Origin of the sequence: Metapseudomonas boanensis (assembly GCF_042232855.1) — a bacterium.
GTDB classification, from domain to species: domain Bacteria; phylum Pseudomonadota; class Gammaproteobacteria; order Pseudomonadales; family Pseudomonadaceae; genus Metapseudomonas; species Metapseudomonas boanensis.
In genome coordinates, this window is record NZ_CP113889.1 from 2,272,457 (window position 1) to 2,285,460 (window position 13,004).

The following is a 13,004-nucleotide window of genomic DNA, read 5'->3' on the forward strand; positions in this document are numbered from 1 at the left end:
GGGTATCGCTGCGCACAATCCAAGCTACTCGGTGCGGGCCAGCGAGCACGACGTACCGTTTATCACTTTATCGACGAAAGCCTCGAAGGAGGTCGCGGTGGTACTGGACGGTCGCCGTCCTTCCCGGGACCTCACCTGACCTTCGTTGATCGCCTGGGCCAGCTCTGCATAGAGCCCCGCCAGGCATTCGGAGAAGTCCGCTTCCTGTAGCAGGCCAGCCATGTCTGCGTAGGGCAGTTGCACGTACCAGAGCTGTGGCCGCCCCAGGCGCGCACCAAGGATTCGGGTCGCCTCGGCAAAGCTCAGGTCACGCTGGCCGAGCAGTTCACGTATCTCCATACCTCGCCAGATCGGCCGCGCTATCGGCCCGATCCACCGCGACCCAGAGCGCGATTGGAGCCTGGCTTCACTGGCGGAGGCGGCGGCCATGTCCCGGTCTGCCTTTGCCGCACGCTTCACCGCACGGGTGGGTGAGCCGGCAATGCAGTACCTGACGCGTTGGCGCATGAACCTTGCGCTAGGCTGGCTGCGGGAGGGAGACGTGGGCATCGCCACTCTGGCCGAGCGCCTTGGCTACCGGTCAGAAGCAGCCTTCAGTCGTGCTTTCAAGCGTTGCCAAGGGGGGGCGCCCGGAGCGGTCAGGCGCGGAGGTTGGCAGTCTTATCTCGGTGCTCTCTGGGAATATTCTTACAACTCATTGAGCTTTACTATTTATTTACAAATCAGAATTGTTACCATTAGCGACAGTATTTTAAAAAGGAGCTCATGGTGGCATTTTTGCGCATTAACCCAGCCGCGCTGCCGATGCTGGGTGTACTGGTGATTCCGGCCGTTCAAGCGGAAACGAACGAGGCCCTGGCCATACCGGCAACGTCTGTGACCAGCGCCTACGAACAGCAAAGCTACCGGGCCACCGAGAGCACGAGCGCGCTGAAGATCGACGCGCCGCTGCGCGACATCCCGCAGACAGTGAACGTGGTCCCGGAGAGCGTGATAAAGGATCAGGGTGCCCAGTCGATGGAGGATGTCCTGAAGAATGTTCCCGGTGTTGGCCTGTCCAACGGCGACGGCCAGCGCGACCAAGTCACCATCCGCGGCTTCAGCGCTATCGGCGATATGTTCGTCGACGGTATTCGAGACGACGCGCTGTATTTCCGCGATCTCTCCAACGTCGAGCGGGTTGAGGTGATCAAGGGCCCGGCCGCCGTGCTTTACGGCCGTGGCTCGTCCGGCGGCCTGATCAACAGTGTGAGCAAAAAGCCCACCTTCGACCCCAAGCAAGAACTGGGCGTCAGCTTCGACAGCGAAGGCAAGCGTCGCACGCAGTTCGACACCGGCTGGGCCGACCAGCAGCAGGGCAACAAGGCTTTCCGTGTCACCGGTGCACTGGAGGACAGCGACACTTTTCGTGATGACGGCTACATCGATCGAAAGGCCATCGCGCCTTCGGCTTACTTCAGGCTCTCCGATGACCTGGAGCTCAACCTGGGTGCCACTTACCTCTACGACAAGCGACTGATCGATTTCGGTATCCCTGCCCGCGGCGATCGCCCGGTCGATGTCGATCGCGACAAGCGTTTCGGCTCCGGCGACCCTGACCAGGATTACGCCCGCAGCGAGGTGTTCTCCTTCACCGCCGGCATCGATTACCGGATCAATGACGACTTCACCTTGAGCAACACCAGCCGTTACTACCGTTACGACCTGGACCGCAACAACACCCTGGCCGACAGCAGTGCGACCCGTTTCGTCACAGCCCCTAACGGCGAACTGCTGGTCAAGTTGAACCGCGGTAACGTCGCGCGTGATGAGTACGGTGTGTTCAATCAGACCGAGTTGAAGCAGCAGGCCCAACTCGCCGGCATGCAGCACAGCCTGCTCTACGGCATCGAGCTTGGACATCAAGATAAATACCAGCGCGTGTTCAACCAGAACAACGTGGCGCAGGTACCGGTTTATCGTGACGCCCTGGTCGTCGTGCCGGACCACGCCAGCACGCTGTCATCCAAAGGCACCAACTTCCAGGACACCGCCGGCTTTTACGTGCAGGACATGATCGAGCTGTCCTCGCAGTGGAAGGCGCTGCTGGGTGTGCGCTACGACATCTTCGGCCAGGAGTACGACGATGATCGCCCGGCGAACATCGATCTCGACCGTACCGACAAAACCTGGAGCCCGCGTGCCGGCCTGGTGTTCCAGCCGGATCAGGTGCAGTCCTACTACGTCTCGGTCAGCCGTGGCTACCAGCCCTCCGGTGAGGTCTTCGCCGTCAGCGTGGCCAACGAGAATCTCGAGCCGGAAGAAACTACCAACTACGAGCTGGGTGCCAAGTGGGACTTGCTCGAGAGTCGCCTGTCGGTGACCGCAGCGGTCTTCCGCCTCGAGCGCACCAACATCAAGACTGCCGACCCGACCAACCCGGCCTTGCTGGTGCTCGCCGGTGAGCAGCGCACCGATGGCTTCGAGGCCACCTTCAGCGGCCAGCTCAGCGACAAGTGGCAGGTCTACGGGGGCTATGCCTACCTGGACGCGGAGATCACCAAGTCCAACAGCAGGACCAACGGCGTGCCCAACGAGGGTCAGACGCCTACGCTCACCCCGCGCAACAGCGCCAACCTCTGGCTGGTGCGTTCGCTGACCCCGCAATGGCGCGTCGGCATGGGCGCCAATTATGTGGATGATCGCTACACTGCACTGGACAATGTGGTGGTGATGCCCAGCTACACCACCGTGGACGCCGCGCTGCTCTACAACGAGCCGAAGTGGGACATGGCGCTGCGCCTGCACAACGTCTTCGACCGTGACTACTACGCCTCCGCCCACGGCTCCGTGGACTTGATCACTCCCGGGGCGCCCCGGACCCTGGAGCTGAGCGCCAACTACAGGTTCTGAGACCTGCTCCAACAAAAACGCCCGGCCAATGCCGGGCGTCTTGCTTTCTACCGTCGGCTAGTTCGCCGGCAGCTTCTTCAGCGCCTCGCAGCTAGCTGCGTACTGCTTGTCGCAAGCGCTTTGGTAGAGCGCGCGAGCCTGGTACAGGTCTTTCTGCACACCCTCCGTGCCCTGGGCATACATGCTCCCGAGCACATGCTGCGCCATGGCGTTGCCGGCCGCCGCGGCCTGATTCAGGTACTTGAGCATGGCGGGCGGGTCAGTCAGGGCCGGGTCAGCGCGGCCGGTGTAGAGAAAGGCTAGGCTCACTGCAGCCTGGGCATGGCCCTTGTCGGCTGCCTGCTTCCACCAATAGGCCGCTTGCTGGAGGTTCTTCGCCGGCTTGCCGACGAAGTATTGGTTACCGAGCTGGAACTGGCTTTCGAGGTCGCCACGCATGGCCTGTTCATGGAGGCGCTGCAGATCGTTGGCCGGTGTTGGCGTCTCGGCTGGTTTGGCTGGTTTGGCTGGTGCAGTAGCAGGCGCCGTGGGGGCCGGGCTGCTGGCGGGGGGCGTGGTTTGCTGCATCGTGCATGCACCAAGCAGGGCCAGGACGCCGAGGCAGGTGAGGCGCTGGAGTGGGCGGAGAATCATGGGCGTCGTCCTTTTCTCGAATCAGGGAGGAGGGTAGTTGCATCTGTCGAAGCCGTCACCCGCTGGCTCTCGACTCTTGCCGGAAAAGCAGATATCTAGGCGTTGATCCTTGCCTGGAGGTCATGAATGAGAACCACGTTAGACGAATTGCAAGCGTTCACCACGGTGGTCGATACCGGGTCCATCACGGCCGCCGCCGAGCACCTGGCGCAGACCGCTTCGGGTGTCAGCCGCGCTCTCAGCCGGCTGGAGGACAAGCTCGACGTCACTCTGGTGCACCGCACCACCCGGCGCCTGGAGCTCACCGAAGAGGGCGAGGCGTTCCTCGTCCAGGCGCGGCGTATTCTCGCCTCGGTCGAGGAGGCCGAGGAGCAGATGGCCCTGCGTCGGCAGAGGCCGGCGGGGCGCCTGCGAGTGAACGCCGCGTCGCCTTTCGTCCTGCATGTGCTGGTGCCGCTGGTGGCGGGCTTTCGCGCGCGCTACCCGGAAATCGAACTGGAGTTGCACAGCAGCGAGCAGATTATCGACCTGATCGAGCAGCGCACCGACGTCGCCATCCGCATCGGCACGTTGCGCGATTCCACCCTGCATGCACGGCCCCTCGGTAGTAGTCGCATCTGCGTGCTGGCGAGCCCCGCCTACCTGCAGGCGCATGGCACGCCCGAGCGCGTCGACGATCTGGCAGGGCACGCTCTACTGGGCTTCACCCAGCCGGAAAGCCTTAACGTCTGGCCCTTGCGCCATGCCCAGGGCGATGGCTTGCCGATCACCCCGGCCATCAAGGCTTCCAGCGGCGAGACTCTGCGCCACTTGGCCCTGGCGGGTGCTGGACTGGTTTGCCTGTCCGAATTCATGACCCAGACCGACCGCGTCGAGGGGCACCTGGTGCAGGTGCTGGCTGTCGACACGCTGGAAGTGCGCCAGCCGATCAATGCCGTGTACTACCGAAACACCGCACTGGCTTCGCGCATTACCTGTTTTCTTGATTACGTAGCGGATTGCTTGAAACAAGAGACCTGGGCTGAGCGAAAAGACTGAATTGCAGGAACGAATTCATTCTGTGAATCAGTCACTGTGCTCGCCTTCCCTCACCCCCAGCCCCTCTCCTAATGGGAGAGGGGAGTTCAGTCCTGCCAAGCAGCCCCGGTTGCGCTGATCCGTTCCGGCTGTCTGAAATTTTCTCCACCTTTGACTGGGTATTGTGGCGTCCGTGGTCATTAATTGTTGGTCATAGCCGTTGGCACGCCTGCAAGGATGAATCAAATGTTGCTTATTTCGAACGCTCGGGCTTGGCGTTATGAATTATCTCGTGTATTTTTTCATGAAATTTAATTTCAATAATTTCACGAGGCTTTCATGTTCAAGCAGTCCGCCCAGCATGTCGGCACCTACTACGCCCGCACCTATCCGGGCAGCATTCCGCTGCGCCCAACCCTGTCGGGTAGTGAAGACACTGAGGTCCTGATCATCGGCGCCGGCTTCAGCGGCCTGCACACCGCGTTGCGCCTGATCCAGGCCGGCAAGCGCGTGACCTTGCTGGAAGCCAGTCGTGTGGCCTGGGCGGCCTCCGGACGCAACGGTGGCCAGGCATTGCTGGGCTGGTCCTGCGATATGCCACCGCTGGAGAAGGTCCTCGGCCTGGAGCGTACCCGCCGTCTGTGGGACAGCATGCGCTGGGCCGCCCTTGAGATGCGCGAGCTACCGCAACGCCATGGTTTCGATGTCGACTACCGCGTCGGCAGCCTGTGGACAGCAGTGCAGCAGCGTCGGGTCAAACTGCTGGAAGAAGCCCAGGAAGATGCGATCCACAAATGGGGCTACGACCAGATGCGCCTGATCGGCCGCGACGAACTGCCCGAGTGGATCGACAGCCCGCGCTACCAAGCCGCGCTCTATGACCCGGAAGCTGCGCATCTCAACCCGCTGAAGCTGGCCCAGGGCCTCGCTGCCGCTATCGAGGCTGACGGCGGGCACATCTATGAACAGAGCCAGGTGCTGGAATACCGCGAAACACCGACCGGCTACGTGGCCCGCACCGCCAAGGGCGAAGTGCGTGGCGAAGTGCTGGTGATGGCCTGTAATGCCTACGTCGATCGCCTCGATCGCCAGCTCTCCAGCCGCCTGCTGCCGGTGGGCTCTTATCAGGTGGCCACCGCGCCGCTGGACCCGGAACTGGCGCGCTCGCTGCTGCCGCGCAACAGCTGTGTGATCGACAACCAGTTCGTCCCCGATTATTTCCGCCTGACGCCGGACCACCGCCTGCTGTTCGGCGGTGGCTGCACCTACCTGGGTGGCCTGCCGAAAGACGTTCCAGCCGCCACGCGTCCGTATCTGGAGCGGGTGTTCCCGCAGCTGCAAGGTGTGGAGATCGAGTTCGGTTGGGGCGGCCATATCGACGTCAGCATGAAGCGCACCCCCGACATCGGCCGCCGGGGCCAGCGTTACTGGCTGCAGGGCTTCTCCGGGCATGGCGTGCTGCCGACGCTGGCCGGCGCCCGCGCAGTGGCCGATGCCATCCTCGGCGATGACGACTTGCTCGGGCTCTACCAGGCCATTGGCAACCCGCGCTTCCCGGGCGGCTCGTTGCTCGCCGCGCCGTTGGAAGCAGCGGGCAAGGCCTGGTACCGCCTGCGTGATGTGATTTAAGTTCGCGCGGTCGAAGGCTGGCTCTAAGGAATACAGATGGACAAGCAAGACGAAATCGAAGGCCTCGCGATCCTGATTCGCGACCTGCGCAAGCACAAGAATGTGACCCTGGGCGACCTCGCTACGCGGATCGACCGCTCCGTGGGCTTCCTGTCCCAGGTAGAGCGCGGCCTGTCGCGCCCCACCGTGGCTGACCTCACCGCCATCAGCGAAGCCCTCGGCGTGCCGACCACCTACTTCTACAGCCTGAGCAAGCCGCGCGAACTGCGTTGGGTGACCCGCCCCGGCGAGCGCCGCACGCTCTACTACGCCGGCGGCATCACCGACGTGCTGGCCTCACCCAACATGTCGGCCGGTTTCTCCATGCTCGAAAGCTTTCTCGAACCCGGCGCTACCAGCGGCGAAGGTCATCTGGACGACAGCTCGGAGCAGGGTGGTTTCGTCCTCGAGGGGGAGCTGACCATCTGGCACGGCGATGATGAAGATCCGGTAACCCTGTATCCGAATGACAGCTTCCAGCTGCCATCCCACGCCCAGTTCCGCTACGCCAATCTTTCCGACAAACCAACGCGGGTGTTGTGGGTGTTCACCTGAACCCCCGATCCGCAGGACTGCTGTGATGACAACAACAAATCAGTACCCCGATCTGCTCAGCGAAGTACGTGCCTTCCGTGCCCAATACCCTGAGGTGCGCTATATCGACCTGATCTGCCTGGACATCCCGGGCCATTTCTACGGTAAGCGCTACCCCGTGGAGATGGTGGAGAAGGTGGCCGCTGGCAGCCCACTCAAGGTGCCGCAGAACTGCGTGCTGCTGGGCACCCAGGGTGGGCTCTACCCGATCGGTGACTACTGCTTCAACGACGGCGACCCGGATGCCCCGCGCCGCCTGATCCCCGGCACCCTCAAGCCGGTGCGCTGGGAGAAGGAGCCACTGGGTCAGATGCTGATCAGCTCCGACGGCACCGAGGCGCCGATCGAGTTCGAACCGCGCGAGGTGCTGGCGCGCGTGCTCCAGCGTCTGGAGAAGCGCGGCATCCGCCCGGTGGTGGCCTTCGAGCTGGAGTTCTACCTGTTCGACCGCAAGCTCAAGGACGGTCTGCCGGCTTTCCCGCGCGACCCGCTCTGCGAGGACGAGGACGACCAGCCGAACATGCACATCGAGCGCCTGTCGCGCTTCTCCAATGTGCTGCATGAAATGGTCGAGGCGGCCAATGAGCAGGGCGTGGCGGCCAACGTCATCACCGCCGAGCTGGGACCAGGTCAGTTCGAGATCAACTTCGGCCACTGCGACGACGGCCTCAAGGCCGCCGACTGGGCCGCCCTGTTCTGCCGCAGCACCCGTGGCGTCGCCCTCAAGCACGGCCACCGCGCCAGCTTCATGAGCAAGCCCTACCTGCATGCGCCAGGCAGTGGCATGCACGTCCACGTCAGCCTCTATGATCGCGAAGGCAACAACCTGCTGGCCGGCAATGGTCAGCGTGCGCTACGCCACGCCGTGGCCGGCTGCCTGGATCTGTTGCCACACTGCATGCCGATCTTCGCCGCCAACCACAATGCCTTCCGCCGCTACGGCGCCATGGTCAACGCCGCCAGCCGCGCCAGCTGGGGCTTCGAAGACCGTGATGCGTGCATCCGCATCCCCGAATCCGACGGCCGCAACCTGCGTATCGAGCACCGCCTGGCCGGCGCCGACGCCAACCCTTACCTCGTCCTAGCGGCTATCCTCACCGGCATGGAGCACGGCCTGGACACAGCCCGCGAACCCATCGCCCCGCTCAACGAAGATCGTTCCAGCGGCATCGACTTCCCCAAGGACATGCTTACCGCCGTGGCGGCCATGCGCAGCCATTCCGTGGTCAACGCGGGGCTCGGCTCGGAGTTCGTGATGGTCTACTGCGAGAACAAGCGCCAGGAGTATCTGGACTTCATGAACGAGGTCAGCGCTCGGGAGTACCGCTGGTACATGTAACCGCCAAACCAATGCGGGGCCGTAGGATGGGTTGAGCGCAGCGATACCCATCAGTCCGAGTCAGCGAAGGGTATCGCATTGCTCATCCCATCCCACGCTCATCGCCCGCACGGAGTGATGACGGCCCCAGAGGTTGGAGCTGACATGGACAGAACCCCCTCTCCTCTTCAGGGGGAGAGGGCGGGGGAGAGGGCAGCCTCCCCGAATACCCCAATCAAGTCTTCCACGAACGCCACCTGCGCCTCGCTCGGCTGCCGGCCGCGATGGCGCGTCAGGTGGAATTGCACGCGAAATCCTGTCTGCTCCGGCAGCAAGGCCTGTAACCGTCCCGCAGCCTCCCAGGGCGCAGCGATGTGCTCGGGCAGATAGCCGATATGGGCACCGGAGAGGATGAATGCGAGGCAGCCTTCGACCTGCTCGGTGCGGGCGCTGCTGCTGGCGCTCTGGAAGGGTTCGTGGCTTTCGCCGAATCGGTAGGGGTGGTGCACGCGGTCGCAGGCGGCCAGATCATCCAGTTCGGCCGTTCCACGCCCGAACAGCGGATGCCCAACCCCGCAATACAATCGCTGCTGCTCACTGAACAGCGGCAGGTAGTCCAGCGCCGCCTGGCTGCCGGAGAAGTAGCCGATGGCCAGGTGCAACTGATCCTGCAGCAGCCGCCGTTCCAGCTCGGCGGGCATGGCGCTGATCAGCTCGAACTGCACCGCCTGGTTGCGCTGGCGAAAGCGCCCGATGGCCGCGCCCAGGCGTTGCAACACCTGATCGTCGAGCGATTCCGACAGGCCGATGCGCAGCTCCCCCAATAGCAGGTCAGCCATGCCTTGTGCCTCGCCCTTGAAGGTCTCGATGGCCCCGAACAGTCTACGCGTGGCGGCCAGCACCTGCTCGCCTTTGGGCGTCAGGCGGAAGCCCGCCTTGCCACGTTCGCAGAGGCGAAAGCCCAGGCGCGTCTCCAGCTTGGCCATCTGTGTGCTGATGGTGGACTGACCAATGCCGAGTTCGCCCTGGGCCGCACTGAAGCCGCCGCTCTCCGCCACACAGATGAAGATCCGTAACAGTTGCAGGTCAAGGTCATGGAGCTGGCTGAGCATGGTGACACCAAACATTGATGGCTGTAGATGCCAAAGTAGAACACTTCATATTTATTCAAAGCAAAGCCCGGCGCAGCATGGCTCCACCTGCCAGATACCAGGAGCTCCGCCATGCGTTTTCCCCTGTTGCTTGCCCTGTTCGCCTGCGTGCTGCCCGTGCACGCGGAAGACAAGGTCCTGAACCTCTACAGCTGGTCCGCCTACGTCCCGCCGCAGGCCCTGCAGCACTTCAAGGACGAGAGCGGCATCGAGGTGAAATACGACATCTTCGACAGTGCCGAAGCGTTGGACGCCAAGCTGCTGACCGGCGGCAGCGGCTACGACGTGGTCTTCCCCGCCAGCAGCGGCCTGGCCCGGGCGATCAAGGCCCAGGCCGTGCAACCGGTACAGCGCGAGCGGCTCAAGCACTTCGCCAACCTCGACCAGGAACTGCTGGCCAAGCTAGCCACGGTCGACCCGGATAACCGCTTCGGCGTGCCCTACACCTGGGGCACCGTGGGCCTTGGCATCAACAAGGACGCTGTGACCAAGCGTATCCCCGATGCGCCGCTGAACAGCCTCGACCTGCTGTTCAAGCCGGAATACGCCAGCCGCCTGAAGGACTGTGGCATCGCCGTGATCGATTCGCCGCAGGAGGTGATCAGCATTGCCCTGCATTACCTCGGGGAAGATCCCTACAGCACTGACAAGGCCGATCTCAAAGCCGTGCAGGCGCTGTTCGCCCAGTTGCAGCCGAACGTGCGCTACGTCGGCTCCGGCCGCCACATCAATGACCTGGCCAAGGGTGAGATCTGCCTGGCGCTGACCTACAACGGCGATGCCGCTATCGCAGCCGACCAGGCCCGCGAGGCGAAGATGCCGTTCGAGCTGATCTACCGCATCCCGAGTGAAGGCACGCTGATCTGGTTCGACACCATGGTGATCCCGGCCGATGCCCCGCACCCCGAGGCCGCCCATGCCTTCATCGACTTCATGCTGCGCCCCGAGGCCATTGCCGAACTGACCAACAGCCAGTTCTTCGCCAATGCGAACAAGGCGGCAACCCCGTTGCTCGACCCCGAGGTTTCCGGCGACCCGGACATCTACCCAAGCAAGGTCGTGCGCGACCGTCTGTTCAGCGAGCAGATCCAGTCGTTGAAAGACCAGCGCGCACGCACGCGGATCTGGACCAGTTTCCGTACCCAATATTGAGCAGCCTTCAATTACCTCGCACCACCCCACCCTTCGCCCTAGAGGGAGAGGGGAATCAATGGAGACCGATGAGATGGACCACGCCTTCGAAAACGACCAGGCCATTACCCGTGACAGCCTCTATGGCACGGCCGCCGAATCCACCTACGCCGGCATCACCAGCTTCATGCGCCGGCGCTACAGCCGCGACCTGCGCGGCGTCGACCTGGTGGTAAGCGGCGTGCCCTTCGACACCGCCACCACCAACCGCCCCGGCAGCCGCTTCGGGCCGCGTGCGATCCGCGCCGCCTCGGTGCAGATGGCCTGGGCTCGCCATTACCCCTGGGAGTTCGACCCCTTCGACCACCTCGCGGTGATCGATTACGGTGACTGCGCCTTCGACCATGGCACTCCGCAGGCCACCCCGGAAATCGTCCAGGCCCATGCCGCGCGCATTCTCGAGTCCGGCGCCGCCATGCTCACCCTGGGCGGCGATCACTTCATCAGCTACCCGCTGCTCAAGGCCCACGCTGCGAAGCACGGCCCGCTGTCGCTGATCCACTTCGACGCCCACAGCGACACCTGGCCGGACGAAGAGGTGAAGCGTATCGACCACGGCACCATGTTCTACCACGCCGCCCGCGAGGGACTGGTGGACCCGGCGCGCTCGGTGCAGATCGGCCTGCGCACCACCAATGACGACGTGATGGGCTTCCAGGTGCTGGATGCGCGCGAAGTGCACCGCCACACCCCGGAGCAGATTGCCGAACGTATTCGTGCGCGGGTCGGCGACAACCCGGTGTACCTGACCTTCGACATCGACTGCCTGGACCCCGCCTTCGCCCCCGGCACCGGCACGCCGGTGTGCGGCGGCCTCACCAGTCACCAGGCCCTGGAAATCCTCCGCGGGCTGCGTGGCATCAATTTGGTGGGGATGGATGTCGTGGAAGTGGCGCCGCCCTACGACAATGCCGAAGTCACCGCCCTGGCCGGCGCGACCCTGGCGATGGAAATGGTGTGCCTGTATGCGGCGCGGCATAAATTGGGGATGCGGTAGCGGCCATGCCGACGAGAATCACCCCTCTCCCTTTGGGAGAGGGGGCGGGGGTGAGGGCACTACGGATTGGCACGGTATTCCAAGTGAGGGGAAGCTGCCCTCATTCCAACCCTGGCTACGCGCCCCGCTCCTGAGGGAGTGGGAGCCGTCCGAGCCGCCGGCAAATTCAGATCCGGTCTCACCAAAGCGCCAACGTATAACTCAGGATCAACCGGTTCTCATCGATATCACTGCCGAAGTTGCTCCGCGTGCTCGCGTTACGCCACTTGATCCCGACATTCTTCAGCGGTCCGCTCTGCACCACGTAGGCAATGTCGGTGTTGCGTTCCCATTCCTCGCCTTCTCCGGCCACGCCGCGCAGGTCAACGTTGTCACCTGCCAAATAGCGGGTCATGAAGGTCAGGCCGGGAATCCCCAGGGCGGTGAAGTTGTAGTCGTAACGCGCCTGCCAGGAGCGTTCGTCTTCGTTGCCGAAGTCATTGATCTGCACCAGGTTCACCAGGTAGGCGTCGGTGCCGTTGATGTAGGCGAAGCCGGTGTCGCCGCTCATCCGCTGATAGCCGAGGCCGAACGCGTGGGCACCGAAGCTGTAGGTGAACAGCGCGCCGATTGCGGTGTTGTCCACGTTGCTGCCGCCATCGTCGGTGCTGCGTGCCCAGCGCAGGTCGGTCTTCAACGCCTGGCCATCGGCAATCGGCAACAGGTGGTTGAACGTCAGGTAATGCTGCTGGTAAAGGCCGTCGAGGCCGCCGTAGTGATAGGCGGTGCTGAGGTTCGGCGTCCACTTGTAGGTGGCGCCGGCGAAGTCGAACTGGTCGGTGGTCTTGGTCGAGCCCAGGGTAATGTTGCGGTTGCCGCCGTTGAAGACGGTCATCTCTTCGTTGTCGGAGGAGTTGCGCTGGTTGATGCGGTCGAAGCGGCCGAGGTCCAGGCTGAGGTTTTCCACCTCCGCCGAATTCAGCCAGGCGCCTCGGAAGGTCTGCGGCAGCAGGCGGCTGTCGTTATGCAGGGCCACCGGCAACTTGGGCAGCAAGGTGCCGACCTTCAGCGTGCTTTGCGAGGCGCGCAGCTTGGCGGTCAGGCCGAGTTCGCCATATTCGTCCTGGGCACGGTTGGGGGCTTCGCGGTCAGACTTCAGCAGCCCAGTGCCGACCCGGTCGGGGCTGGAGTCGAGCTTCAGGCCGAGCAGGCCAAGGGCGTCGGCGCCCACCCCGACCGGGCCCTCGGTGTACCCCGATTCATAGCGCAGCAGAAAGCCCTGGGCCCATTCTTCGGCCTTGTTCTGCTTGGCACCTTCCTGGCGGAAATCACGGTTGAAGTAGAAATTGCGTAGTTCGAGGCTGGCCTTGGAGTCCTTGATGAACTCCGCGCTGGCCGGGCCGCACAGGGCCAGGGCAGCGGTGCCGCAGAGGGCGAGGGTGAAGGGCTTGCGATCCATGGTGATTCCTCTTCTTGTTGTTTTGCGCACAGCGTTGCCCGCTCCGGCACGTGGCCAGAGGCGGAGATCAGGGAAAAAGACACGGGCTCAGAACGAGCCCGCGTT

General features: G+C 63.5%; 12 protein-coding genes. 8 read left to right on the forward strand and 4 right to left on the reverse strand.

Going from position 1 to position 13,004, the window contains the following annotated elements; genetic code table 11:
• Positions 1 to 24: 24 nt before the first annotated feature.
• The gene (locus OXH74_RS10390) at positions 25 to 339 is read right to left on the reverse strand and encodes a hypothetical protein (protein ID WP_375741136.1); all 315 of its coding nucleotides are present in this window, start codon (positions 337 to 339) and stop codon (positions 25 to 27) included.
• A 70-nt stretch (positions 340 to 409) separates the two neighbouring features.
• On the opposite strand from OXH74_RS10390, the gene OXH74_RS10395 reads away from it, so the two are divergent.
• Positions 410 to 823: a helix-turn-helix transcriptional regulator gene (locus OXH74_RS10395; RefSeq protein ID WP_375741595.1), complete on the forward strand. Its 414-nt coding sequence runs from the start codon at positions 410 to 412 to the stop codon at positions 821 to 823.
• On the forward strand, positions 766 to 2,892 hold the full coding sequence (locus tag OXH74_RS10400) for a TonB-dependent receptor (RefSeq protein WP_375741137.1): 2,127 nt from the start codon (positions 766 to 768) through the stop codon (positions 2,890 to 2,892). Before OXH74_RS10395 ends, OXH74_RS10400 begins: the two co-directional genes overlap by 58 nt.
• 57 nt (positions 2,893 to 2,949) lie before the next feature.
• Here the strand turns inward: OXH74_RS10400 and OXH74_RS10405 are convergent, their stop codons facing one another.
• Complete coding sequence (locus OXH74_RS10405) at positions 2,950 to 3,525, reverse strand: tetratricopeptide repeat protein (RefSeq protein WP_375741138.1); 576 nt, start codon at positions 3,523 to 3,525, stop codon at positions 2,950 to 2,952.
• A 126-nt stretch (positions 3,526 to 3,651) separates the two neighbouring features.
• Between OXH74_RS10405 and OXH74_RS10410 the strand changes: the two genes are divergently transcribed.
• The 4 genes from OXH74_RS10410 (at position 3,652) to OXH74_RS10425 (ending at position 8,143) form a co-directional block, all read left to right on the forward strand.
• The gene (locus tag OXH74_RS10410; protein ID WP_375741139.1) at positions 3,652 to 4,563 is read left to right on the forward strand and encodes a LysR substrate-binding domain-containing protein; all 912 of its coding nucleotides are present in this window, start codon (positions 3,652 to 3,654) and stop codon (positions 4,561 to 4,563) included.
• A 318-nt stretch (positions 4,564 to 4,881) separates the two neighbouring features.
• The gene (locus OXH74_RS10415) at positions 4,882 to 6,171 is read left to right on the forward strand and encodes an NAD(P)/FAD-dependent oxidoreductase (RefSeq protein ID WP_375741140.1); all 1,290 of its coding nucleotides are present in this window, start codon (positions 4,882 to 4,884) and stop codon (positions 6,169 to 6,171) included.
• Positions 6,172 to 6,207: 36 nt separating this feature from the next.
• Complete coding sequence (locus tag OXH74_RS10420) at positions 6,208 to 6,765, forward strand: helix-turn-helix domain-containing protein (protein ID WP_375741141.1); 558 nt, start codon at positions 6,208 to 6,210, stop codon at positions 6,763 to 6,765.
• A gap of 25 nt (positions 6,766 to 6,790) precedes the next feature.
• On the forward strand, positions 6,791 to 8,143 hold the full coding sequence (locus tag OXH74_RS10425; RefSeq protein ID WP_375741142.1) for a glutamine synthetase family protein: 1,353 nt from the start codon (positions 6,791 to 6,793) through the stop codon (positions 8,141 to 8,143).
• Positions 8,144 to 8,310: 167 nt separating this feature from the next.
• On the opposite strand, the gene OXH74_RS10430 is transcribed toward OXH74_RS10425, so the two are convergent.
• A complete protein-coding gene (locus OXH74_RS10430) occupies positions 8,311 to 9,234 on the reverse strand; it encodes a LysR family transcriptional regulator (RefSeq protein WP_375741143.1) in 924 nt (307 codons plus the stop codon).
• A 111-nt stretch (positions 9,235 to 9,345) separates the two neighbouring features.
• Here OXH74_RS10430 and OXH74_RS10435 point away from each other — a divergent pair, with 111 nt between their 5' ends.
• Together OXH74_RS10435 and speB are read left to right on the forward strand one after the other, a co-directional pair.
• Positions 9,346 to 10,425, forward strand: coding sequence for a polyamine ABC transporter substrate-binding protein (locus tag OXH74_RS10435; protein ID WP_375741144.1), 1,080 nt, complete (start codon positions 9,346 to 9,348; stop codon positions 10,423 to 10,425).
• 73 nt (positions 10,426 to 10,498) lie between these two features.
• Complete coding sequence (gene speB / locus OXH74_RS10440; protein WP_375741145.1) at positions 10,499 to 11,461, forward strand: agmatinase; 963 nt, start codon at positions 10,499 to 10,501, stop codon at positions 11,459 to 11,461.
• Positions 11,462 to 11,639: 178 nt separating this feature from the next.
• On the opposite strand, the gene OXH74_RS10445 is transcribed toward speB, so the two are convergent.
• Positions 11,640 to 12,899 carry an OprD family porin gene (locus OXH74_RS10445; protein ID WP_375741146.1) on the reverse strand — a complete coding sequence of 420 codons (1,260 nt, stop codon included), beginning with the start codon at positions 12,897 to 12,899 and terminating at the stop codon, positions 11,640 to 11,642.
• Between the last annotated feature and the right edge of the window lie 105 nt (positions 12,900 to 13,004).